The 19,703-nt window shown below is 57.9% G+C and carries 18 protein-coding genes; 10 read left to right on the top strand and 8 right to left on the bottom strand.

Annotation, left to right across the window (positions count from 1 at the left end):
* Positions 1-116 precede the first annotated feature (116 nt).
* On the bottom strand, positions 117-965 hold the full coding sequence (cysQ, locus tag ACI5GA_RS17545; protein WP_421423552.1) for a 3'(2'),5'-bisphosphate nucleotidase CysQ: 849 nt from the start codon (positions 963-965) through the stop codon (positions 117-119).
* Positions 962-1,528, bottom strand: coding sequence for an ADP compounds hydrolase NudE (nudE, locus tag ACI5GA_RS17540; protein ID WP_404635236.1), 567 nt, complete (start codon positions 1,526-1,528; stop codon positions 962-964). Before nudE ends, cysQ begins: the two co-directional genes overlap by 4 nt.
* Before the next feature lie 96 nt (positions 1,529-1,624).
* On the opposite strand from nudE, the gene yrfG reads away from it, so the two are divergent.
* The 5 genes from yrfG to ACI5GA_RS17515 all read left to right on the top strand — a co-directional run bounded on the left by yrfG (position 1,625) and on the right by ACI5GA_RS17515 (position 7,450).
* Positions 1,625-2,287, top strand: a complete 663-nt coding sequence (gene yrfG, locus ACI5GA_RS17535) for a GMP/IMP nucleotidase (RefSeq protein WP_421423551.1) — start codon at positions 1,625-1,627, stop codon at positions 2,285-2,287.
* A 211-nt stretch (positions 2,288-2,498) separates the two neighbouring features.
* The gene (locus tag ACI5GA_RS17530) at positions 2,499-3,386 is read left to right on the top strand and encodes a LysR family transcriptional regulator (RefSeq protein ID WP_421423550.1); all 888 of its coding nucleotides are present in this window, start codon (positions 2,499-2,501) and stop codon (positions 3,384-3,386) included.
* Between the two features lie 95 nt (positions 3,387-3,481).
* Complete coding sequence (gene fdhD, locus ACI5GA_RS17525; protein ID WP_404635242.1) at positions 3,482-4,321, top strand: formate dehydrogenase accessory sulfurtransferase FdhD; 840 nt, start codon at positions 3,482-3,484, stop codon at positions 4,319-4,321.
* A 2-nt stretch (positions 4,322-4,323) separates the two neighbouring features.
* Positions 4,324-6,654, top strand: coding sequence for an FdhF/YdeP family oxidoreductase (locus ACI5GA_RS17520; protein ID WP_404635692.1), 2,331 nt, complete (start codon positions 4,324-4,326; stop codon positions 6,652-6,654).
* A 325-nt stretch (positions 6,655-6,979) separates the two neighbouring features.
* Complete coding sequence (locus ACI5GA_RS17515) at positions 6,980-7,450, top strand: glycine zipper domain-containing protein (RefSeq protein WP_404635694.1); 471 nt, start codon at positions 6,980-6,982, stop codon at positions 7,448-7,450.
* A 50-nt stretch (positions 7,451-7,500) separates the two neighbouring features.
* Here the strand turns inward: ACI5GA_RS17515 and ACI5GA_RS17510 are convergent, their stop codons facing one another.
* Together ACI5GA_RS17510 and ACI5GA_RS17505 are read right to left on the bottom strand one after the other, a co-directional pair.
* A complete protein-coding gene (locus ACI5GA_RS17510; RefSeq protein ID WP_421423549.1) occupies positions 7,501-7,929 on the bottom strand; it encodes an acyl-CoA thioesterase in 429 nt (142 codons plus the stop codon).
* Between the two features lie 48 nt (positions 7,930-7,977).
* Positions 7,978-9,909, bottom strand: a complete 1,932-nt coding sequence (locus ACI5GA_RS17505) for a RecQ family ATP-dependent DNA helicase (RefSeq protein WP_421423548.1) — start codon at positions 9,907-9,909, stop codon at positions 7,978-7,980.
* A gap of 241 nt (positions 9,910-10,150) precedes the next feature.
* On the opposite strand from ACI5GA_RS17505, the gene ACI5GA_RS17500 reads away from it, so the two are divergent.
* Both ACI5GA_RS17500 and ACI5GA_RS17495 read left to right on the top strand, forming a co-directional pair.
* Entirely contained in the window at positions 10,151-10,957 is an 807-nt protein-coding gene (locus ACI5GA_RS17500; protein ID WP_421423546.1) for a hypothetical protein, read from the top strand.
* Positions 10,958-11,097: 140 nt separating this feature from the next.
* On the top strand, positions 11,098-12,225 hold the full coding sequence (locus tag ACI5GA_RS17495) for a hypothetical protein (protein WP_421423545.1): 1,128 nt from the start codon (positions 11,098-11,100) through the stop codon (positions 12,223-12,225).
* Positions 12,226-12,548: 323 nt separating this feature from the next.
* Here the strand turns inward: ACI5GA_RS17495 and ACI5GA_RS17490 are convergent, their stop codons facing one another.
* Positions 12,549-14,090 (bottom strand): phosphoenolpyruvate carboxykinase, encoded by a 1,542-nt coding sequence (locus ACI5GA_RS17490; protein ID WP_404635252.1) that lies wholly within the window; start codon positions 14,088-14,090, stop codon positions 12,549-12,551.
* 191 nt (positions 14,091-14,281) lie between these two features.
* Positions 14,282-15,184 (bottom strand): Hsp33 family molecular chaperone HslO, encoded by a 903-nt coding sequence (hslO, locus tag ACI5GA_RS17485; protein WP_421423544.1) that lies wholly within the window; start codon positions 15,182-15,184, stop codon positions 14,282-14,284.
* Positions 15,185-15,283: 99 nt separating this feature from the next.
* On the opposite strand from hslO, the gene ACI5GA_RS17480 reads away from it, so the two are divergent.
* On the top strand, positions 15,284-16,093 hold the full coding sequence (locus ACI5GA_RS17480; RefSeq protein ID WP_421423543.1) for a phosphatase PAP2 family protein: 810 nt from the start codon (positions 15,284-15,286) through the stop codon (positions 16,091-16,093).
* A 224-nt stretch (positions 16,094-16,317) separates the two neighbouring features.
* Here the strand turns inward: ACI5GA_RS17480 and ACI5GA_RS17475 are convergent, their stop codons facing one another.
* Positions 16,318-16,719, bottom strand: a complete 402-nt coding sequence (locus ACI5GA_RS17475; protein WP_404635258.1) for an RNA-binding S4 domain-containing protein — start codon at positions 16,717-16,719, stop codon at positions 16,318-16,320.
* Between the two features lie 201 nt (positions 16,720-16,920).
* Here ACI5GA_RS17475 and ACI5GA_RS17470 point away from each other — a divergent pair, with 201 nt between their 5' ends.
* Together ACI5GA_RS17470 and rimK are read left to right on the top strand one after the other, a co-directional pair.
* Positions 16,921-17,376: an ATP-dependent zinc protease gene (locus tag ACI5GA_RS17470; RefSeq protein ID WP_404635696.1), complete on the top strand. Its 456-nt coding sequence runs from the start codon at positions 16,921-16,923 to the stop codon at positions 17,374-17,376.
* On the top strand, positions 17,373-18,278 hold the full coding sequence (rimK, locus tag ACI5GA_RS17465; protein ID WP_108236090.1) for a 30S ribosomal protein S6--L-glutamate ligase: 906 nt from the start codon (positions 17,373-17,375) through the stop codon (positions 18,276-18,278). Before ACI5GA_RS17470 ends, rimK begins: the two co-directional genes overlap by 4 nt.
* Before the next feature lie 65 nt (positions 18,279-18,343).
* Here the strand turns inward: rimK and ACI5GA_RS17460 are convergent, their stop codons facing one another.
* Entirely contained in the window at positions 18,344-19,657 is a 1,314-nt protein-coding gene (locus tag ACI5GA_RS17460) for an ATP-binding protein (protein WP_404635260.1), read from the bottom strand.
* Between the last annotated feature and the right edge of the window lie 46 nt (positions 19,658-19,703).

The raw sequence follows: 19,703 nt of genomic DNA, 5'->3' as shown, positions 1-19,703 counted from the left end.
ACATGCACCTCTAGCTACATGTTAGGCCCGAACACAAAATTTCTGACAGTCTCGTCTCCGTAGATCTACCTGACACAGCCTTCGCCACCAAGGCGGCTCCCACACAAGAATCGCATTCAGGACTGGGATTTCGCCAACTCAACCAACGCCCCACGCCACGGCGCCTGCTCCGGTAACGCCAGGAAAAACCCGTTCAACAGCGACTCTCTGGCTGGGTAATCGAACGTCTCGCCCGCCAAATTCAACACCATGCCACCCGCGCCTTCCAACACGCCTTGCGCCGCAGCGGTGTCCCACTGAGAGGTCGGTGCCAGACGTGGGTAGCAGTCCGCCGAACCCTCAGCCAATAAACAGAACTTCAACGAGCTGCCAATGTTGGTCAGTTTCAATTCGCCCACGACAGAGGACAGCCCCGCCAGCAGCGCCTCTTGCTCCGGACTGGAATGACGACGACTGGCCACCACGGTAAACGGCTCACCGTCGCCAGGCTGGTTACGCACGCTGATCGGCTGAATATGATCGACAGCATCGCTGCGCCATGCACCCAATCCCGCACCACCGAAGTAGCAACGGTCATTGGTCGGCATCGACACCACACCGAATACCACGCGACCGTTTTCGATCAGCGCGACATTGACCGTGAATTCCTCGCTGCCGGAAATGAACTCCTTGGTGCCATCCAGCGGATCCACCAGCCACCAGCGTTGCCACTGGCTGCGCTCGCTCAGCGGAATGTTGGCGTCTTCTTCGGAAAGAATATGAATGCTCGGGTCCAGCGCTTTCAGGCCCGAGACCAGCACTTCGTGTGCGGCCAGATCCGCCGCAGTGACTGGCGAGTTATCGGATTTGGAGGTCACTTCAACGCCAGAGCGCCAGAACGGAAGAATAACCTTGCCCGCCTGGCGGCACAGCGCAATGACGGGCGCCAGCAACGGATGAGGCAAGTCTGCAAACACACCGGTCATGGCTGAAAGGCTCCGCGTTGGGTCAAAAGATCTCGCGCCAGATACAACGCCGCCAGCGCTCGACCTTCAGAAAATTGGGGGTGTTGCGCCAGGCTCGACAGCTCGCGCAGGTTCACCTTGTCCACACGCATCGGCTCAGGCTCATCGCCTTCCAGACGCTCTTCATACAGATCAGTTGCCAGCACCACCTGAATTTTCTGGCTCATGTAACCCGGCGACAGTGACAGCTCCGTCAGGTGTTCAAGGTTGCGCGCGCCAAATCCAGCCTCTTCCTTGAGTTCACGGTTGGCCGCAGCCAGCACATCCTCGCCAGGTTCGACCAGACCTTTGGGCAATGAAAGCTCGTAGGCATCGGTGCCACCGCAATATTCTTCCACCAGCACCGCATGATCGGCGTCCAGCATGGCCACGATCATCACCGCGCCATACCCGTTACCACGTCCGACCAAGCGCTCATAAACACGCTCGACGCCGTTGGAAAAGCGCAATTGCACTTCCTCGACACGAAAAAGGCGGCTGCTCGCGACGATTTCCCGGGCGAGAACGGTAGGTTTCTGGCGCATGACAAGCTCCTTGGCGTAGACGGGTTACTATACCGTGGCTTTTCTGAATGTCTGTGCCGATAGCCATAGCGATTTATTCACTGCCGAGAGATCTCCATGCCTTCTTTGCCCTGGCGCGATATCGACACCGTCCTGCTGGATATGGACGGCACGCTGCTCGACCTGCATTTTGACAACCATTTCTGGCTGGATTACCTGCCGCAGCGCTACGCCGAATTGCACGGTGTGAGCGTGGCCATGGCGCAATTGGAGCTGATGCCGCTGTTCGAAAAGAACGCTGGAACGCTGAACTGGTACTGCACCGACTTCTGGAGCACCGAACTGAAGCTGTCGGTGAAAGACCTGAAAGTCGAAATAGCCCACCTGATTGCCTTACGGCCCGATGCCGAAACCTTTCTGGCCGCTCTCCAACGTGCGGGCAAGCGCGTGATCATGATCACCAACGCCCACCGCGATTCGCTGTCGTTAAAGATGGAGCGGTTGCAGCTCGCGCCGTATTTCGAGCGCCTGATCAGTTCCCACGACTACGGCTACCCCAAGGAAAATCCGCAGTTCTGGGATGCCCTGCAGGCCGATATCCAGTTTGATCCGGCGCGCAGCCTGTTCATCGATGACACTTTGCCGATCCTGCGCAGCGCCGGGCGTTATGGCGTGAAACACCTGCTGGCCGTACGCGAACCGGACAGCAAAAAGGGGCCGAAGGACACCGAAGAATTCGCCGCGGTTGAGGATTACAGAGCACTCATCAAAGGGCTTTGAGCGTAACGCCAGACGTATGCTTTTGAATCTGGCGAAGCCTGTGGGAGCCGGCTTGCTGGCGAATACGGAGTGTCAGTCCACTTATCCGTAACTGATCCACCGCATTCGCCAGCAAGTCGGCTCCCACAGGATCTGAGTCCAACTGAACACCCCATGCGACATCCTGCCGCGTTAGAATCCCCGAGCCAGCCCAGTGCCTTGCGGAGTGACAATGGACATCAAACAGCTGAAATTCCTGATTGCCCTCGACGAAACCCGTCATTTCGGACAGGCCGCTGCGCGTTGTCACATCACTCAACCAACCCTTTCCATGCGCTTGCGCAGCCTGGAAGAAGAACTGGATCTGCCACTGGTCAATCGTGGCCAGCGCTTCGAAGGCTTCACAGCCCCCGGTGAGCGCGTGTTGGCCTGGGCGCGCACGGTGTTGGCCGCCTACGACGGATTGCAGGCCGAAGCCGCTGCCTGTCGCGGACATCTGGTCGGTACGCTGAGGCTGGGCGTGGTCCCGCTGTCGAACTTCGACCCACTGCCGTTGCTGCAACGCCTGCACAACGTTCATCCGAACATGCGCTTCGAGTTGTCCTCCCTCAGTTCTGAACAGATTCTCGACCAGTTGGCGAGCAACCGGCTGGACTTGGGCGTGTCGTATCTGGAGCGTCTGGACACCGACCGTTTCGATTCGCTGGAACTGGCGGAAACCCGCATGGGCCTGATCTACGACCAGCGCCATTTCAGCTTCGGCGACGAGCCGCTGAGCTGGGAAAGCCTGATCGAATTGCCCTTGGGCATGCTCACCAGTGGCATGCATTTTCGTCAGTCCATCGATCACAACTTCCACAGTCGCGGTCTTGAACCCCAGCCGCTAATCCAGACCGACGCCGTGCACCAACTGCTGCAAGCGGTTCACGGAGGCTTCTGCTGCGCGATCATGCCGCTGGATGGCGGCCTGGAAACACTGACCGAGCACCTGCGCCTGCAACCCATCGAACACGCACAAACCTTGGCGCGCCTGGGCCTGATCATGCGCCGCTCCGCGCCACGGTCGGCGCTGGCTGAAGCTTGCTTCGGGCTGTACCAGAAAATGATCGAGCCCTCTTGATCGACGTCATCTATCACGACATCAGTACTAGCAATTAGACGTTATTCGACGGGAAGCCTAGGCTTATAGCCTTAATACTCTGCCGGTACGTCCCGATGCATGCCAAGCGCACGGAGAGCACGGCGCCCGCAAAGCAACTGCCCGCGCCTGCCGCAAGCCAGTCTTACAGCTACTCGAACCTTGAGCACGACACCTCTGAGCCCAATGTGCTCGCCGAAGAGGTGGCGCTGGCCATTGCCTATAACGGCATCAGCCAGGCCGTGATGCTCGTGACACCCACCGATCTGGAAGACTTCATCGTCGGTTTCAGCATCGGCAGTGGCATTATCGAATCCCCGGACGAAATCTACGACATCAAACTCGGTGGCTGCGGCTCGGCGCAAACCGCTGAAGTGGAAATCGCCAGTCGCGCCTTCTGGAACCTCAAAACTCAACGTCGCCAACTGGCGGGCACCAGCGGTTGCGGCCTTTGCGGCGTCGAAGCCGTGGAACAGGCTTTGCCTGAACTGAACGTGTTGCCCGGCGCACCGCTGCCGCCAGCCGAATGGCTCAAGGGGCTGCGCGAGCGTCTGGACGATTTCCAGCCGCTGGGTCAGCACTGCGGCGCGGTGCACGCCGCGATGTTCATGAACGATCACGGCGAGCTACTGCTGGGTCGTGAAGACATCGGTCGCCACAACGCCCTCGACAAACTGATCGGCGCGTTGATCCGCCAGAACATCCCGACCACGGGCGGCCTGGCCATCGTCACCAGCCGTTGCAGCCTCGAACTGATTCAGAAAGTCCTGCGCGCCGGGATTCAAACCCTCGTCAGCCTGTCCTCGCCTACGGGCCTGGCGCTGCAATGGGCCCGTCGCCACAACCTCAATCTCATTCATTTGCCTAAACACAGTGCGCCGCGGGTCTACAGCCCTGCCTTGGAGAATAAAGCGTGAGCATGCACAAACAAGCCGACAAGACCCCAGTTCCGCGCTACAAGCCCTACAAAGGCCCGGCCGGTGGATGGGGCGCCCTGATCAGCGTGACCCAAGCCTGGCTGACCAGCGACAACGCGTTGAAAAACCTGCGCATGATGCTCAAGACCAACCAGAACGGCGGCTTCGACTGCCCTGGCTGCGCGTGGGGCGATTCTCCCGAAAGCGGCATGGTCAAGTTCTGTGAAAACGGCGCCAAGGCAGTCAACTGGGAGGCCACCAAGCGCCGCGTTGATCCGTCCTTCTTCGCCCGTTACAGCGTCAGCTCGCTGCTGGAGCAGAGCGACTACTGGCTTGAATATCAGGGCCGTATCACCGAGCCGATGGTGTACGACGCTGAAACCGACCGCTACAAACCGATTGCCTGGGACGACGCGTTCGCGCTGATCGCCAAGCACCTGAACAACCTGCCAAGCCCGAACATGGCCGAGTTCTACACCTCGGGCCGGGCGAGCAACGAGGCGGCGTACCTGTATCAACTGTTTGTGCGCGCCTACGGCACCAACAACTTCCCCGACTGCTCGAACATGTGCCACGAAGCCAGTGGTGTGGCGCTCTCGCAAAGCGTGGGCGTGGGTAAAGGCACCGTGACGTTCCACGATTTCGAGCACGCCGACGCGATTTTCGTGCTGGGCCAAAACCCCGGCACCAACCACCCGCGCATGCTGGAGCCACTGCGTGAGGCCGTGAAGCGCGGCGCCCAAGTGGTCTGCGTCAACCCACTCAAAGAGCGCGGCCTGGAACGCTTCCAGCACCCGCAGCACCCGATCGAAATGCTCAGCAACGGTTCCGAGCCGACCAATACCGCCTACTTCCGCCCTGCACTGGGCGGCGACATGGCGCTGCTGCGTGGCATGGCCAAATTCCTGCTGCAATGGGAGCGCGAGGCGCAAGCCAAAGGCGAACCAGCCGTGTTCGACCATGACTTCATCAACGAGCACACCCATGGCGTGCTGGACTATTTGGCAAAAGTGGACGAGACCTCCTGGGATTTCATCGTCGAGCAGTCCGGCCTGCCACTGAGCGACATCGAACGCTCCGCGCGCATGTACGCCAAGGGCAAGAACGTGATCATGTGCTGGGCGATGGGCATCACCCAGCATCGTCACTCGGTGCCAACCATCCAGGAAGTTGCCAATCTGATGCTGCTGCGCGGCAACATCGGCAAGCCCGGTGCAGGCCTGTGCCCGGTGCGTGGCCACAGTAACGTGCAGGGCGACCGCACGATGGGCATCAACGAGCGCCCACCGGCGTTCTTCCTCGATGCGCTGGAAAAACGCTTCCAGTTCAAAGTCCCGCGTGAAAACGGCCACAACGTGGTTGAGGCCATTCACGCGATGCTCGAAGGCCGCTCGAAAGTCTTCATCGGTCTGGGTGGCAACTTCGCTCAGGCGACCCCGGACAGCCCACGCACCTTCCAGGCCCTGCGCAACTGCGACCTGACTGTACAGATCAGCACCAAGCTCAATCGCAGCCACCTGACCCACGGCAAAGAAGCGCTGATCCTGCCGTGCTTCGGTCGTACCGACATCGACATCCAGGCAGAAGGCCCGCAGGCCGTTACCGTGGAAGACTCGTTCAGCATGGTTCACGCATCCAACGGCCAGTTGAAACCGCTGTCGCCTCACATGCGTTCCGAGCCTGCGATTCTTGCGGGTATCGCCAACGCCACCGTGGGCAAGCAGCCGGTGGATTGGCTGTGGCTAGTCGAAGACTACGACCGGATTCGTGACCTGATCGCCGACACCATTCCGGCGTTCAAGGACTTCAACGAGAAGGTTAAAAACCCGGGCGGTTTCTATCTGGGCAGCACCGCCGGTTCGCGCAAGTGGAACACGCCGAGCGCGCGCGCCAACTTCAAATCGAACCAGTTGCCACAGGACTTGATCCACGAAAGCATTCGCGGAACAGGCATCGTGCCGGACCTGATCATGCAATCGATGCGCTCTCACGATCAGTACAACACCACGATCTATGGCTTGGATGACCGTTATCGTGGCGTGAAAGGCCAGCGTGACGTGATGTTCCTCAACGAGGCCGACATCGTGCGCCTGGGCTTCGTACCGGGCCAGAAAGCCGATATCGTGTCGATCTGGGGCGACGATGTGGTGCGCCGCGTCAAAGGCTTCACGCTGCTGCCATTCGACATTCCTGCCGGGCAGGCCGCTGCTTACTACCCAGAGGTCAACCCGCTGGTGCCGCTGGAAAGCGTGGGCGATGGCAGCCACACGCCAACATCGAAGTTTGTGGCGATCAAACTGGAGCGGCATAGCGAAGTGGCGCGGATTATTTAAAAATCTCAGCAAACCCTGTGGGAGCGAATTCATTCGCGATTCGATCGTACATCCGACAAATATGGGTCGGATGTACCGGCCAATCGCGAATGAACTCGCTCCCACAGACGATCCCCACTCGCAGGTTTTGACCCACAAAAAAGGCCCGAATCGCTTGATTCGAGCCTGTGTGAAGTAGTCTAGGACTCACCAAAAAGCCTTAAGTTCCCGCCTAAAAACAATAACTTATCTATTTGTATACAAATCGTGTTATTCGTCGGATTTCGATTGTGACAAATTATTCATGATTGCAGGATCGCGTCGTCATCCCTACGAGCATCCTTACATGAAGTATTCCTCGATTCTGCTGTTGTCTCTCTCCCTGGCCACCGGGTTTGCCTCTGCGGGCGATAACCTGAATGCCGGTGTGGGTGGCGCATTGGGTGGGGTACTGGGTTCGGTCGTTGGCCAGCAGATTGGCGGCAGCACCGGATCGGCCATCGGCGCAGGTCTGGGCGGCGCAGCCGGTGGCGCAGTCGGCGCCAACCGCCACAACCGCACTGAAGCCGCGATTGGCGGTGGCCTTGGCGCAGCAGGCGGCAACGTGATTGGCCGCAGCGTCGGTGGTAGCACCGGTAGCCTGATCGGCGCAGCCGCAGGTGGCGGTGCCGGTGGCGCGCTGGGCAACTACATGGGCGAGCAGAGCCGCCATGATGACGATCGTCGCGGCTACCGTGGCGACCGTCGCCACTACGATCACGACCGCCGTCATCGTCATTACGATCATGGCCGTCATCGCGGCTGGCGCCATCGCTGAGCTACAGCTCACACCGATACCGGCCGCTTCCTACGCGGCCGGTTGTCATTTCAAACCATCAACACTTCCATGGCCTCGCGTAACGGCGCGGGGATCGGCACTGGCTGGTTCGATGCACGATCCACAAACACATGCACAAAGCGCCCGGCCGCACACGCCTCTTCTTCCCCTGTTCTGAACACCGCCAATTCGTACTGGACCGAACTGTTACCCAACTTGCCGACTCGTAAGCCCACCTCAATCACATCGGGATAGGCGATCGAGGCAAAGTAGTCGCACGAGGAACTCACCACAAAGCCCACCACGTTGCCATCGTGAATATCCAGCCCTCCACGCTCGATCAGGTAGCTGTTCACCGCGCTGTCGAAAAAGCTGTAATAGGTCACGTTGTTCACATGACCGTAGATGTCGTTGTCGTGCCAGCGGGTGGTGATGGGCTGGAAGTGACGGTAGTCGGAGCGCTGCGGGGTTTCGCTCATTCTTTTTCCTTATCGGTCGGGCTGCATTTGACGGCACGCGAGTCACACCTAGGGGCACCTGCCGTGCGCCCATTCCCTGACCTGCGCATAGGGATAATTCTCCAACGCTGCAAAGCCACTGAGTGCCTTGGCCTTGAGCTTGGCAAACAACGGCACACTGATCCCGCAAAGAAACCGGGTCAGACACTCCGCACTGGGCGGATACCCGCATGTTTCCAAATGCTTGCTGATGAACGGATCACACAGTCCACCGAAGTCCTGTTGATCAAACGGGGTCAATGCTGGCGTAGCAGGAAGAACGGCCGCTTGGCCCGCGCACACCGAACAGTGTCCGCACCGCTCGGGCGCCTGGTCATCGTCGAAGTAATTTGCCAGCCGATCGCTCAGGCATTGGTCGCTGGCAAACAGATCAAGCATGGCATGAATACGTGCTATCTCAGCCGTTTCGTGCTGCGTGAAATACGCGTGCAATTCTTCGCTCAAAGCCTGCGCATCGAAGTCCGTGATCAACACACTGTAGACCTCTGTCATCTGCTTGCTCTCCAGTTCGATCCAGCCTTTCTCTTGAAAGAAGTCCAAGGCTGTTATCACCCGTGAGCGCTCGGCCTGATATCGTTGATACATCGCGTCAAAACTCACCGTCGCCCAGGTCCGCGCCCGGCTTGATGTCTCGACAAGCGCCTGAACGAACTGCCGCCGCTCGCCCTGAAAGTGCTCAACGAGCGCCTCCGGTTCGATCAAATACTTAAAACGGTATTCAGCAAAATATGAGTACCGCGGCGCAATGATTCCGCGCAGTTCCAGCTGCACCAAGAGGGTCTTGAGTGGCAGTTGGCGGATGTTGCTCATCTCCGAAAGCGGCGTCAGCAAAAACTCCCACTGCCCGTCATGGCGTGCATTGAGCACATCCTCCAGCACCCTCCGAATGCCCTCGCGCTCGGGCGTGTCGCCATAAACGAAATTTTCCAACACGTTGAGGTTATCCCGATTGGCCAACACCAGGCACTGGGAAACGGCGCCGTCACGCCCCGCCCGGCCAATCTCCTGGCTGTAGTTCTCGATGGATTTGGGCAGATCGAAATGCACCACATTACGAATGTCGCTTTTGTCGATGCCCATGCCGAACGCGATGGTCGCCACGATGCAATTCAGCCGTCCGTCCATGAACTGGCGCTGGATTGACTCGCGGGTATCGTGGGGCAAACCGGCGTGATAAGCCTGCGCAGGCAAGCCGTTCTGCGCCAAGTGTGCCGCAACAAACTCAGCGGTTTTCTGGAGGGTGACATAGACGATGCTCGGCTGACCGGCGCGCTCCTTTAGCCATCGCAAGAGGCGCCCGCGTTTGTCATGACCCGGCGTAGGTTCGACGAATAACGTGAGATTGGGTCGGTAAAACCCGGTTGTCACCACATCATCGGCTGCGATAGCGAATTTGCCCTGCATGTCACGTATGACACCCGTGGTGGCCGTGGCCGTCAGCAGCAATACCTGTGGGATACGAAACTCCCGCTGGTAGTCCGGGAGCTTGAGGTAATCCGGCCTGAAGTTGTGGCCCCACTCAGAGATACAGTGCGCCTCATCCACCACCAACAACGAAATGGGCACCTGTGAGATGAAATGCCGGAAGCGTTCGTTCTTCAGTCGCTCAACCGAAATCATCAAAATCTTGAGTTCGCCTGATCGGGCGCGAGCCATGACACTGGCCACCTCATCGCGATTCTGCGCTGAATCGATACTGGCTGCCGCAATGCCATGGCGTTGCAAGAACGCCAGTTGATCCTGAATCAGCGCCAACAGAGGCGAAACCACCAGTGTGAGGTGAGGCAGTAACAACGCCGGAAGTTGATAGCAAAGGGACTTACCCGATCCCGTTGGGAAAATCGCTGCGGCCGAACGCCCAGCCAGAATTGCGCCAATTGCAGCCTCTTGTCCGGGACGAAACTGCCGATACCCAAAAACCTGTTTGAGGATTTGATGCATAAGCTACCCCTGCGTGGGAGTTTGCGAAAGTGCCGACCTTAACGCGACCATGCTCGCCGAGACACGGCCCAAGCGTTACAAAAATTCCGAGCAGGATACAAAGCTGATACCTCGTCGCTACGCACTACTAGCAAAAGAACATCGCGCCGTTTAACCTCGCCGCACCATTTACTCATGTTTCAGATCGCGGACTGCGCAGCCGCTGAAATACGCGAAATCCGCAACACGCCAAGGAGAGGCAATGCCACACACGCAACCGCCCAAGGACGACGGGCAGATTGTCATGCAGCGTCTGACACCTGACCAGTTCGATGTCGTACTCGGTTCTCATCCCGCAAAACGAAAAGCCGCCCCCTCCCAAGGTGCCTGGCCGCTCAGCAGTATTGGTATCTGTCTGGCACTGCTCGTTGCGATTATCTACCTCGTCGCTCAGATGTTTCATACGCCCAAGCCCGCTCAAATCACCATTGCCCCGCCACCGCCGGCAGAGATCAACGAAGAACCTGCACCGGCTGCCACCACGCCTGAAATCCGTACTGTGGAACAGGTTGTCTATGTTGCCCCCAAACTCGACAACAGCCAGCCCGTGCCAACCAAGCCGCTGGACGACTGCATCAAGGGTGGCAACGTCATTGATCGCGACGTGATCAATTGTCGCTTCGGCGATGCACAGCCCACCGACTACAACGCCCCTCGTCCACAAGGCATGGTTTCTGATCAGTACATGGCGCAGTACAAGTCGGCTGCGGCCAAAACCAAGCCCGAATTCCGCCACTACGATGTGGCAAGTGTATTCATCCGGGAAATCGACGGGCGTAACCGTTACGAAGCACGGTATCGCACCTACAACAACCACATCGACAACAGCAGCGTGTGCATGAACTTTAAAGGTGAAAGCGTCGAGTACCGCGAATGCCGACGTGCAGCCGAACCGTTCTTCAAAGACATGTGCAGCGACTGGACCAAGCGCCTCGCCAAAAACAAGGACGAAAAAAACAAGCTGGCACAGGAAAAGTACTGCGAAGCGGCACGATCTTATCGCCCCTAAAAGACGCTAGCCCATGAATACGCACATATTAAATCAGGTAATGGGTAAGTGCTTTAACATCAAGCAACATACCAAATTTTACCAAACACGTGATCACCTATACGTTGTGAGTTACCTATCAACCAACAAGGTAATAAGCAATGAGTGTATTTACAGTATTTTTCTGCGGCACCGGCTCCAATAAGTATGACACCCTCAACAACAGTTATTGGGATGGAGAGCTGGTCTCCAGACTGGCCTCTCAAATGGCAACGTACGAGTTCGCTGACTGGATTGTGGTAGACGGCCCAGGCAGCGGTAACTTACAAGCCGATGAGTTATTCACCGCACCCGGCGGTTATGGAATGAGTGGCACATTATTTGGGAGTGGCTGGGAAGAGAACGTTAAACATGCAGTGAACGTCATCAAAGGCCACACTACCTGGCAACGCAAAGTACTGACTCAACAGGAATACGAGCGCCTGAAGAAAAACGGGGTGCCTATCCAAGATTTGGAAACCACCGGCTCATGGCTATGGCGCACCTACGACTACGGGACCCGAAAAGTCACGCCTCAAGCGTTGCAGGAACAGATCATCAAAATGCGCCGTAAAGGCCAACCTATCCCGGACACCGTGAATATCGTGGGCTGGAGCCGGGGCGGGATCAGTTGTCACATGCTGGCCAATGCCATGTTGGCCGACCCGGCACTCAAACACGTTAAAGTGAACATCTTTGCGATCGACCCGGTACCGGGTGTGCTGAATATTCAAAAACACCGTATCTCCCTCGGCGAGAATGTGAAGGAATACGTGGCTTTTTATGCAAGGGACGAGCGCTCCAAAGGGTTTGCCTGCGTAATCCCACAAACAGCGCCTAGTACTGCAGTGCACGTTTATCCCATGGCTGGCCGTCACGCGACACTCGTAGGAAATGCGGCAGTAGACGGTGCCAACGGAAAGAAAGCATTCATTGAACCGGGCCTTATCGTACGACACTATGCCGAACAGTGCCTGACCCGTTGGGGGGCGAAACTTAACAACATGTTGAAATTGCCCAGCACAAAGATTGATGAGTACTTGAAGTCTGTTGCCAGTAATAACGAGGCGTTTATTGCAATGCGCAAACACTCATACACCCTCATCGTAGAACAAAGTGGAAGCTGCCGCTTTGTACACTGGGGAAAAAAGAGCATTAAGTTTTCATTAGTCGGCGGCTTGAACTTGAAGCCGGACGCAGGCTTGTCTGCTCCTATTGCAAAAAAGGCAACGGATTACAAGCACATTTAAGCAGCACCGAAAGCGATATTAAACACAATTGATTGAGTGGGGCATATCCTGGTTCTCCTGCACCTGCCCACAATGAGTTACCCCGACCTGGAGTGAATTACTCGGTCCAGCAACACACCGAATTCATGTACGACCGCCTGCTCTCGGAACGACCGAGGGCGGGCTCACGTGCCAGCGATGAGGCCGGCTGTACGGTAAAGCCGGACAAACGAAAAATGCCCCGTATCTTCCGATACGAGGCATTTTGCTAAGCCGCCCTTACAGATTGCCTGGTGTTCACACAATCTGTTTGAGAGCGGTTTTCTGTTCAGGAAAATATGACGTTACAGCTTCGGACCCGCCGCCTTGATCGCGTCGCTGACTTCAAACTTTTTGAAGTTCTCGATGAACAAGCCCGCAAGTGCCTTGGCCGCTTCATCGTAGGCCGCTTTGTCAGCCCAGGTGTTGCGTGGGTTGAGCAGTGCAGTGTCGACGCCCGGAACGACTTTTGGAACGTCCAGGTTGACGGTGTCCAAGTGCTCGGTTTCAGCACCGATCAGCGCGCCGCTTTGGATGGCTGCGATGACGCCGCGAGTCGTCGGGATGTTGAAGCGTTTGCCGACGCCGTAGCCGCCACCGGTCCAGCCGGTGTTGACCAGGTACACTTTCGAGCCGAAGCCGCGGATACGTTTGATCAGCAGCTCAGCGTACTCGCCAGCCGGACGCGGGAAGAATGGCGCGCCGAAGCAGGTGGAGAAGGTCGACTTGATGCCAGCGCCCGAACCCATTTCGGTCGAACCGACCAGCGCGGTGTAACCCGACAGGAAGTGGTAAGCCGCTTGTTCTTCGCTGAGGATCGAAACAGGTGGCAGAACACCGGTCAGGTCGCAGGTTAGGAAGATCACGGCGTTTGGCTCGCCACCGAGGTTTTTCTCGGAGCGTTTTTCAACGTGCTCCAACGGGTAGGCTGCGCGACTGTTCTGGGTCAGGCTGCTGTCGGCGTAGTCGGCGTGCTTGTTGGCATCCAGAACCACGTTTTCCAGTACTGCGCCGTGCTTGATGGCTTTCCAGATGACCGGCTCGTTCTTCTCGGACAGATCGATGCACTTGGCATAGCAACCGCCTTCGATGTTGAACACCACGCCTTCGCCCCAACCGTGCTCGTCGTCACCGATCAGGTAACGGCTTTCGTCGGCGGACAGGGTGGTCTTACCGGTGCCCGACAGACCGAAGAACAGGGTCACGTCGCCTTCTTCGCCAATGTTGGCTGCGCAGTGCATCGGCAGCACGTCAGCGGCTGGCAGCAGGAAGTTCTGCACCGAGAACATGGCTTTTTTCATCTCGCCGGCATAGCGCATGCCCGCGATCAGAACTTTCTTCTGAGCGAAGTTGATGATCACGCAACCGTCGGAGTTGGTGCCGTCACGCTCAGGTACGCACTCGAAGTTGGCAACGTTCAGCACTTGCCACTCTTGACGACCTGCCGGGTTGTACTGGGCAGGGTTGATGAACAGGCAACGACCGAACAGGTTCTGCCAGGCAGTCTGAGTGGTCATCTTGACGGCTAGGTAGTGGTCAGCCGCCGCACCTACGTGCACGTGGGAAACGAAGTGTTCCTGAGCGTTGTTGAACGCCTCGACACGCGCCCACAGGGCATCGAATTTATCAGCAGGGAATTTGCGGTTGATCGGACCCCAGGCGATGGCTGCCGTGGTGCTGGGTTCGTCAACGATGAAACGGTCGACTGGCGAACGACCCGTACGATGACCGGTTTCAACAACCAGAGCGCCGGTGTCGGACAGTACGCCTTCTTCGCGTTTGAGGGCTTCTTTAACCAGTTCGTCGACACTGAGATCGGTGTGAACGGCGTTATTGGCTTGCGTCATGAGATTCCCCGTCGGCCCGCTGGCCGAGTGCTCCAAACGTTTTGTAGTAGAAAAACCCAAACTACTACAGCTAAAAAGTGGCCGGATTATGCCAGAAAAGCCCAAAAAAGGTAGGGGCCTCCGGTCAGAACTACATAAAGAGAAGCCAAGCCCGCCGGGCGGAAACCATTCAGCCCGGCGCCCGCACTACATCAATGGCGAGTATCTGAAGGGGTATCGACCCCGCCACCGGCGAACAGCTGCGCTACATCGGTGGCGTCGAAAAGGTAGCGCTGATTGCAGAACTGGCAATCGATCTCGACGGTACCGTTGTGCTCGGCCACCAATTGCTGTGCATCTTCCACGCCAAGACTGACGAGAGCATTGGCGGAACGTTCGCGAGAACAGCTGCAACGGAAGACCAACGGCTGAACATCGAACATGCGCACGGCATCTTCGTGGAAAAGACGATGCAACACCGTCTCGTTATCCAGGCTCAACAGTTCCTCGGCGGTCAAGGTGTTGGCGAGCGCTCGAACATGCTGCCAACTGGCCTTGCGCTCGTCTTCATCTTTCAGGCGCTCAGGCGGCAGTTGCTGAAGCAGAAACCCCCGCGCCCGTTTTCCATCGGCATATAGCCAGAATTCGGTCGGCAGTTGCTCGGACTGAACGAAATAATCAGACAGGCAACGCGACAGGTTCTCGCCCTCCAGATCGACGATGCTCTGATAACGCTTGCCATGCCGTGGATCGATGTTGATCACCAGCGTACCGTCGGGCATCAGGTCCTGAAGCGTCGCGCCTGGCTGGATCAGGCTCTCATCGTAACGGGCGATGCCGCGCAGCTCGCGCTCGCTGGAGCATTCGACCATCAGCAGCGAGACAGGTCCCTGAGACCGCGCCTGCAACACGAGCAGTCCGTCGAACTTCAACGTGCCCACCAGCAGCGCTGCCGCCGACAGCATTTCGCCGAGCAGTTGCGCTACAGGCTCCGGGTAGGGGTGCTTGGCCAGCACTTCGGCGTAGCTGCGTTCCAGCGAGGCCAACTCGCCGCGAACGTCGCTGTCGTCGAACATGAAGCGCTGGGTGTTATCGGTATCCGGGAAATCATGCATATGAAATTGGTATCTGAAATGATGACAAAGTGATGACGACCGCTTATAAAACGCGGTTTAGCACCCTTGGGTGCACTGTCATGCCGATGGGGGCATTTTATGGACTATCCAGCGCTGTTCCAACCCAAGTGGAACGCCAAAAAATTCCTGCTGTGTAATCTAGTAGCGCTTGCGCTACTTCTGGTGTGGATTTGGCCGACGGGCCACGCAGCCTTCACCCAATTCGACGAGTGGCTTTTCCACCTGCTGAATCAGCCACTGACCCAGAACAAAGCCTGGCTATGGACCTGGACAATCGCCAGTATGCGCCCGTTCGACATCGTCGTCGGCTTGATTCTGTTGATGTTGCTCATCAAGGGCGACTGGGTATTCAAAACGGTACAAACCCGCGCGGCCCTGATCGGCTTCGTGCTCACGCTGATTCTTCTGCTGATCATTCGCACGGTGTTTTCCAAGATCATCGATCACACCTCACTGCAACACGACAGCGCATCGATGGTGATCCCGGACGCCATCAAACTCAGCGAGATTTTCCCTACGCTGGAAGACAAATGGCAGCTCAAGGACCGTTCGAGCCAAAGCTTCCCCGGTGACCACGCCTCTGTGTTGTTGATCTGGGCGATGTTCATGACCGTTTACAGCCGCACCGCTGGCCAACGTGTCGTGATTTGGGTCCTGGCTTTCCTGTTCATGATGCCGCGCCTGGTCGCGGGCGCTCACTGGGGGCAGGACGATTACATCGGCGGCGTAATGATCGCCCTGCTGGCGCTGGCCTGGAGCTGCTACACCCCGTTTGCCGCTCACGCCACAAGACTCTTGATGCGGGCCACTGCGCCCATTTTCAACGTCTTCGGCAAGCTTCCGTTGTTCCGCTGGCTGAGCATCATGAAGACGGACGCTCGCGCGTAAGCCGATCACGGGCGACACACTTCTGTGGGGCGGAATCCATTCGCGATACGGCGTGTCAGGCAAAGTAGATGCCGCATGTGCCGACGCTATCGCGAATGAATTCGCTCACAGGTTCAGCGTCGATAACGAGATTTGAGTTCGACGCGATCCCCGTGGGAGCCAACTGGGTGGCGAAGGCGTTTGACCGGGCAACATAGAATCTCCCACAGGTATTACATCCCCCCTCAATCATCGCCCGAGCGAAACTGAAACAGTTGCCGACGCTGCTTCTTGTTCGGCTTGCCGTCCGTTGTCACCCCCAGACTTCCGGCCTTGCGCATTTGCGCGGCCTGCTCACGTTTGGCCAGGCTCTCCGGGGTTTCGCTGTAAAGCAACTGAGCCTCCGGAGCACCGCGACGCACGATGGACAGGGCAGTAACCACCACCGTTCTATCGTCGAATCCGGTGCGAATCTCGAACGTATCCCCTACCCGCGGCTCCTTGCCCGGTTTGCAGCGCTCTCCCCGACAATGAACCTTACCGCTTTCGATAGCAGCCTTCGCCAGCGCACGGGTTTTGAAGAAGCGTGCAGCCCAAAGCCACTTGTCCAGACGAACCTTGTCGTCCTCGTCTGACTTTTGTGTCATCTGAATTCCTCAATTACGTGATAGTCAGAACTGTACTACTCCAAACGAAGCACGCAACGCTGGGCACACAGTAATCATCAGCCTTGGTTAGAATCCTCTGCACACAGAAGAGGGCATGCACACTCATGCTCGTCAGGCTATCGTGGGCAGAACGCGCAAACGTACGGGATCGCTTTGAAAACATTCGACCATCTCACAGTCATCGGCCTTCGCGAATGGGTGGCACTGCCCAGTCTGGGTGTGGCAGGTCTGCGCGCCAAGATCGACACAGGCGCCAGCACCTCCAGCCTGCACGCCACGGAAATCGAACCTTTTGAACGCGACGGTGAACAGTGGGTGCGTTTCAACGCACACCTGGGCACCGTCGTGCAATTGCGCCATCGCCGTTGCGAAGCGCAACTGGTGGCGATGAAGACCATCAAAAGTTCCAACGGACAGGCCCAGGTGCGTTACGTCATTCGCACGACGATGGCGCTGGGCGACCGGGTCTGGCCGGTGGAGTTCACCCTCGCCTGCCGCAAGGCCATGCGCTATAGGCTGCTGTTGGGTTCCAAAGCCTTGATCGACGGCCAGTTGGTAGTTAATCCGGGTGTTACTTATGTTCAGGACAAGCCGACCTTTCCGGCTTCAAATCCCTCTGCCACAGGTGTTGCATGAAGATCGCTGTGCTTTCGCGAAACCCGCGTCTGTATTCAACTCGTCGTCTGGTCGAAGCCGGTACCCAGCGTGGCCATGAGGTCGTAGTGATCGATACCCTGCGCGCCTATATGAACATTGCCAGTCATAAGCCGCAGATTCACTACCGAGGCAAACCGCTGGAAGGCTTCGATGCGGTCATCCCGCGCATCGGCGCTTCGGTCACGTTCTACGGCTGCGCCGTATTGCGTCAGTTCGAGATGATGGGCGTATTCCCGCTCAACGAGTCCGTGGCCATCGCGCGCTCTCGCGACAAACTGCGCTCGCTTCAACTGCTTTCCCGGCGCGGCATCGGCCTGCCCGTGACAGGTTTTGCTCACTCCCCCGACGACATTCCCGACCTGATCCAGATGGTCAACGGCGCCCCGCTGGTGATCAAGGTGCTGGAGGGCACTCAGGGGATTGGCGTTGTGCTGTGCGAGACCGCAACGGCGGCAGAGTCCGTGATCGAGGCGTTCATGGGGCTCAAGCAGGACATCATGGTGCAGGAGTACATCAAAGAGGCGGGCGGTGCGGATATTCGCTGCTTCGTGGTGGGTGACAAGGTGATCGCGTCCATGATGCGTCAGGCCAAGCCCGGCGAGTTTCGCTCCAACCTTCACCGAGGAGGCACTGCGAGCCTGATCAAGATCACCCCCGAAGAGCGCATGACCGCTATTCGCGCCGCCAAGGTCATGGGCCTCAGCGTCGCAGGCGTCGATATCCTGCGCTCCAACCATGGCCCACTGGTCATGGAAGTGAACTCATCGCCCGGCCTGGAAGGTATCGAAACCACCACCGGCAAAGACGTGGCAGGGATGATCATTCAGTACATCGAGAAAAACGGCGGGCCGCATATGACGCGGACCAAGGGCAAGGGATAACCGGCCACTCTGCCTTGCAGGAGCTCGCTTGGCCTGGGCGCGCTCCTGCAGCGGCAAATCGTTTTTCAAACCGCATCCCTCGGCAACATCAGCCCTAACGGCAGCCTCACCCGAGCCTCAAGTCCACCTCCCGAGCGATTACGCAGTTCGACATTGCCCCCATGCATGGCGGCAATGCGCTTTACGATGGCCAGCCCCAAGCCCGTTCCCTTTCCACCTCTCGCCCGATCGCCACGAGTGAAAGGATTGAAAATACCGTCCAGTTCGGAAGGGTCGATGCCCATGCCCCGATCCAGCACGCTCAGGACCACATAAGGTGCACCACTGTCACCCGAGACATAGGCTGCGACTTCGACACTGTCTCCCGCGTGATGCATGGCGTTGCCGATGAGGTTATTCAGCAAGCGCTTCATCGACACCCGTCGCAGTGGAAAGGGCGGGATGGATTCCAGTCGTGTGCGGACCTGTTCGGTCGGGCTGTTATAGGGGGCGACCACTTCGCGAATCAGCTCGACCAGATCGACTTCTTCGACCTCTTCATCGCGACCATCTCGGATGAATGCAAGGAACTGATCGAGAATGGCGTCCATATCCTCTATGTCGCGCACCATGCCGTCCATGAATTCATTGTCACGGGGCATCAGCTCCAATGACAGGCGCAATCGGGTCAGCGGCGTGCGAAGGTCGTGAGAGACACCGGCCAACATCAACTCGCGTTCCTGCCCGGCCTGCTCGACGTCTTCAGCCATTTGGTTGAAGGCGCGGTACACCTCGGTCATTTCACTCGGCGTATCCCCCACTGGCAGGCGTACACTGCGGCCCTGGCCCAACTGGCGAGCGGCGAACACCAGCCGCTTGAGTGGTCGGTTCAACTGACTGACGAAAATCCACGCCGAGGCCGTGGACAGCAGGCCTATGGCAAGGAACCAGCCCAGCACACTCCAGATTTTCTGGCCTCGTAGCGGGTGGGGATATAACGGAACCTTCAACCAGCCATCGCCTAGGCTGGGGGCACGAACCCACAGGGCTGGAGGCGCGTGAACGCGCAAACGGACTTCGGTATCGGCGCCCAATTCCGCTTGCATCTGGCGTTGATAGATTTCCGAGTACGGCCAGTGCTGCTCTCCTTCAGGCACACCGCCACCCACCACGCGTATCAGCCCTGCTGCATCGGCAATGGTCTGTCTGTCACTTTCATCAGCCGCCCAGTACGCACGCAACGTCAAGGCCACACCATGGCTGTACTGACGATCCACCAGCACGTCTTCGTTCATCAGCAGATAAACCAGCGTCAGCGCCTTGGAGAACAGCACCACGATAAGCACCAGCCACAAGGTGCGGGAGAAGAAGCTTTGCGGGAACCAGAGCGGTGTTTTCATGACAACAGCTACACACTTTGCGGAAGCGAGCCAGGCTCGCGGGAGT

The organism is Pseudomonas sp. Pseu.R1 (assembly GCF_045764065.1).
In the GTDB taxonomy this organism is placed as follows: domain Bacteria; phylum Pseudomonadota; class Gammaproteobacteria; order Pseudomonadales; family Pseudomonadaceae; genus Aquipseudomonas.
The sequence above is the reverse complement of the archived record's forward strand: the minus strand, read 5'-3'. Positions and strand labels throughout refer to the sequence as shown.

Bases quoted from the DNA above. Each gene is read 5' to 3' on its own strand.
- ACI5GA_RS17530 (WP_421423550.1), top strand. From the start codon at position 2,499: ATGGACATCAAACAGCTGAAATTCCTGATTGCCCTCGACGAAACCCGT.
- ACI5GA_RS17500 (WP_421423546.1), top strand. From the start codon at position 10,151: ATGCCACACACGCAACCGCCCAAGGACGACGGGCAGATTGTCATGCAG.
- ACI5GA_RS17515 (WP_404635694.1), top strand. From the start codon at position 6,980: ATGAAGTATTCCTCGATTCTGCTGTTGTCTCTCTCCCTGGCCACCGGG.
- ACI5GA_RS17480 (WP_421423543.1), top strand. From the start codon at position 15,284: ATGGACTATCCAGCGCTGTTCCAACCCAAGTGGAACGCCAAAAAATTC.
- ACI5GA_RS17510 (WP_421423549.1), bottom strand. From the start codon at position 7,929: ATGAGCGAAACCCCGCAGCGCTCCGACTACCGTCACTTCCAGCCCATC.
- rimK (WP_108236090.1), top strand. From the start codon at position 17,373: ATGAAGATCGCTGTGCTTTCGCGAAACCCGCGTCTGTATTCAACTCGT.
- ACI5GA_RS17505 (WP_421423548.1), bottom strand. From the start codon at position 9,909: ATGCATCAAATCCTCAAACAGGTTTTTGGGTATCGGCAGTTTCGTCCC.
- ACI5GA_RS17475 (WP_404635258.1), bottom strand. From the start codon at position 16,719: ATGACACAAAAGTCAGACGAGGACGACAAGGTTCGTCTGGACAAGTGG.
- cysQ (WP_421423552.1), bottom strand. From the start codon at position 965: ATGACCGGTGTGTTTGCAGACTTGCCTCATCCGTTGCTGGCGCCCGTC.
- yrfG (WP_421423551.1), top strand. From the start codon at position 1,625: ATGCCTTCTTTGCCCTGGCGCGATATCGACACCGTCCTGCTGGATATG.
- nudE (WP_404635236.1), bottom strand. From the start codon at position 1,528: ATGCGCCAGAAACCTACCGTTCTCGCCCGGGAAATCGTCGCGAGCAGC.
- ACI5GA_RS17495 (WP_421423545.1), top strand. From the start codon at position 11,098: ATGAGTGTATTTACAGTATTTTTCTGCGGCACCGGCTCCAATAAGTAT.
- ACI5GA_RS17490 (WP_404635252.1), bottom strand. From the start codon at position 14,090: ATGACGCAAGCCAATAACGCCGTTCACACCGATCTCAGTGTCGACGAA.
- ACI5GA_RS17460 (WP_404635260.1), bottom strand. From the start codon at position 19,657: ATGAAAACACCGCTCTGGTTCCCGCAAAGCTTCTTCTCCCGCACCTTG.
- fdhD (WP_404635242.1), top strand. From the start codon at position 3,482: ATGCATGCCAAGCGCACGGAGAGCACGGCGCCCGCAAAGCAACTGCCC.
- hslO (WP_421423544.1), bottom strand. From the start codon at position 15,184: ATGCATGATTTCCCGGATACCGATAACACCCAGCGCTTCATGTTCGAC.
- ACI5GA_RS17520 (WP_404635692.1), top strand. From the start codon at position 4,324: ATGCACAAACAAGCCGACAAGACCCCAGTTCCGCGCTACAAGCCCTAC.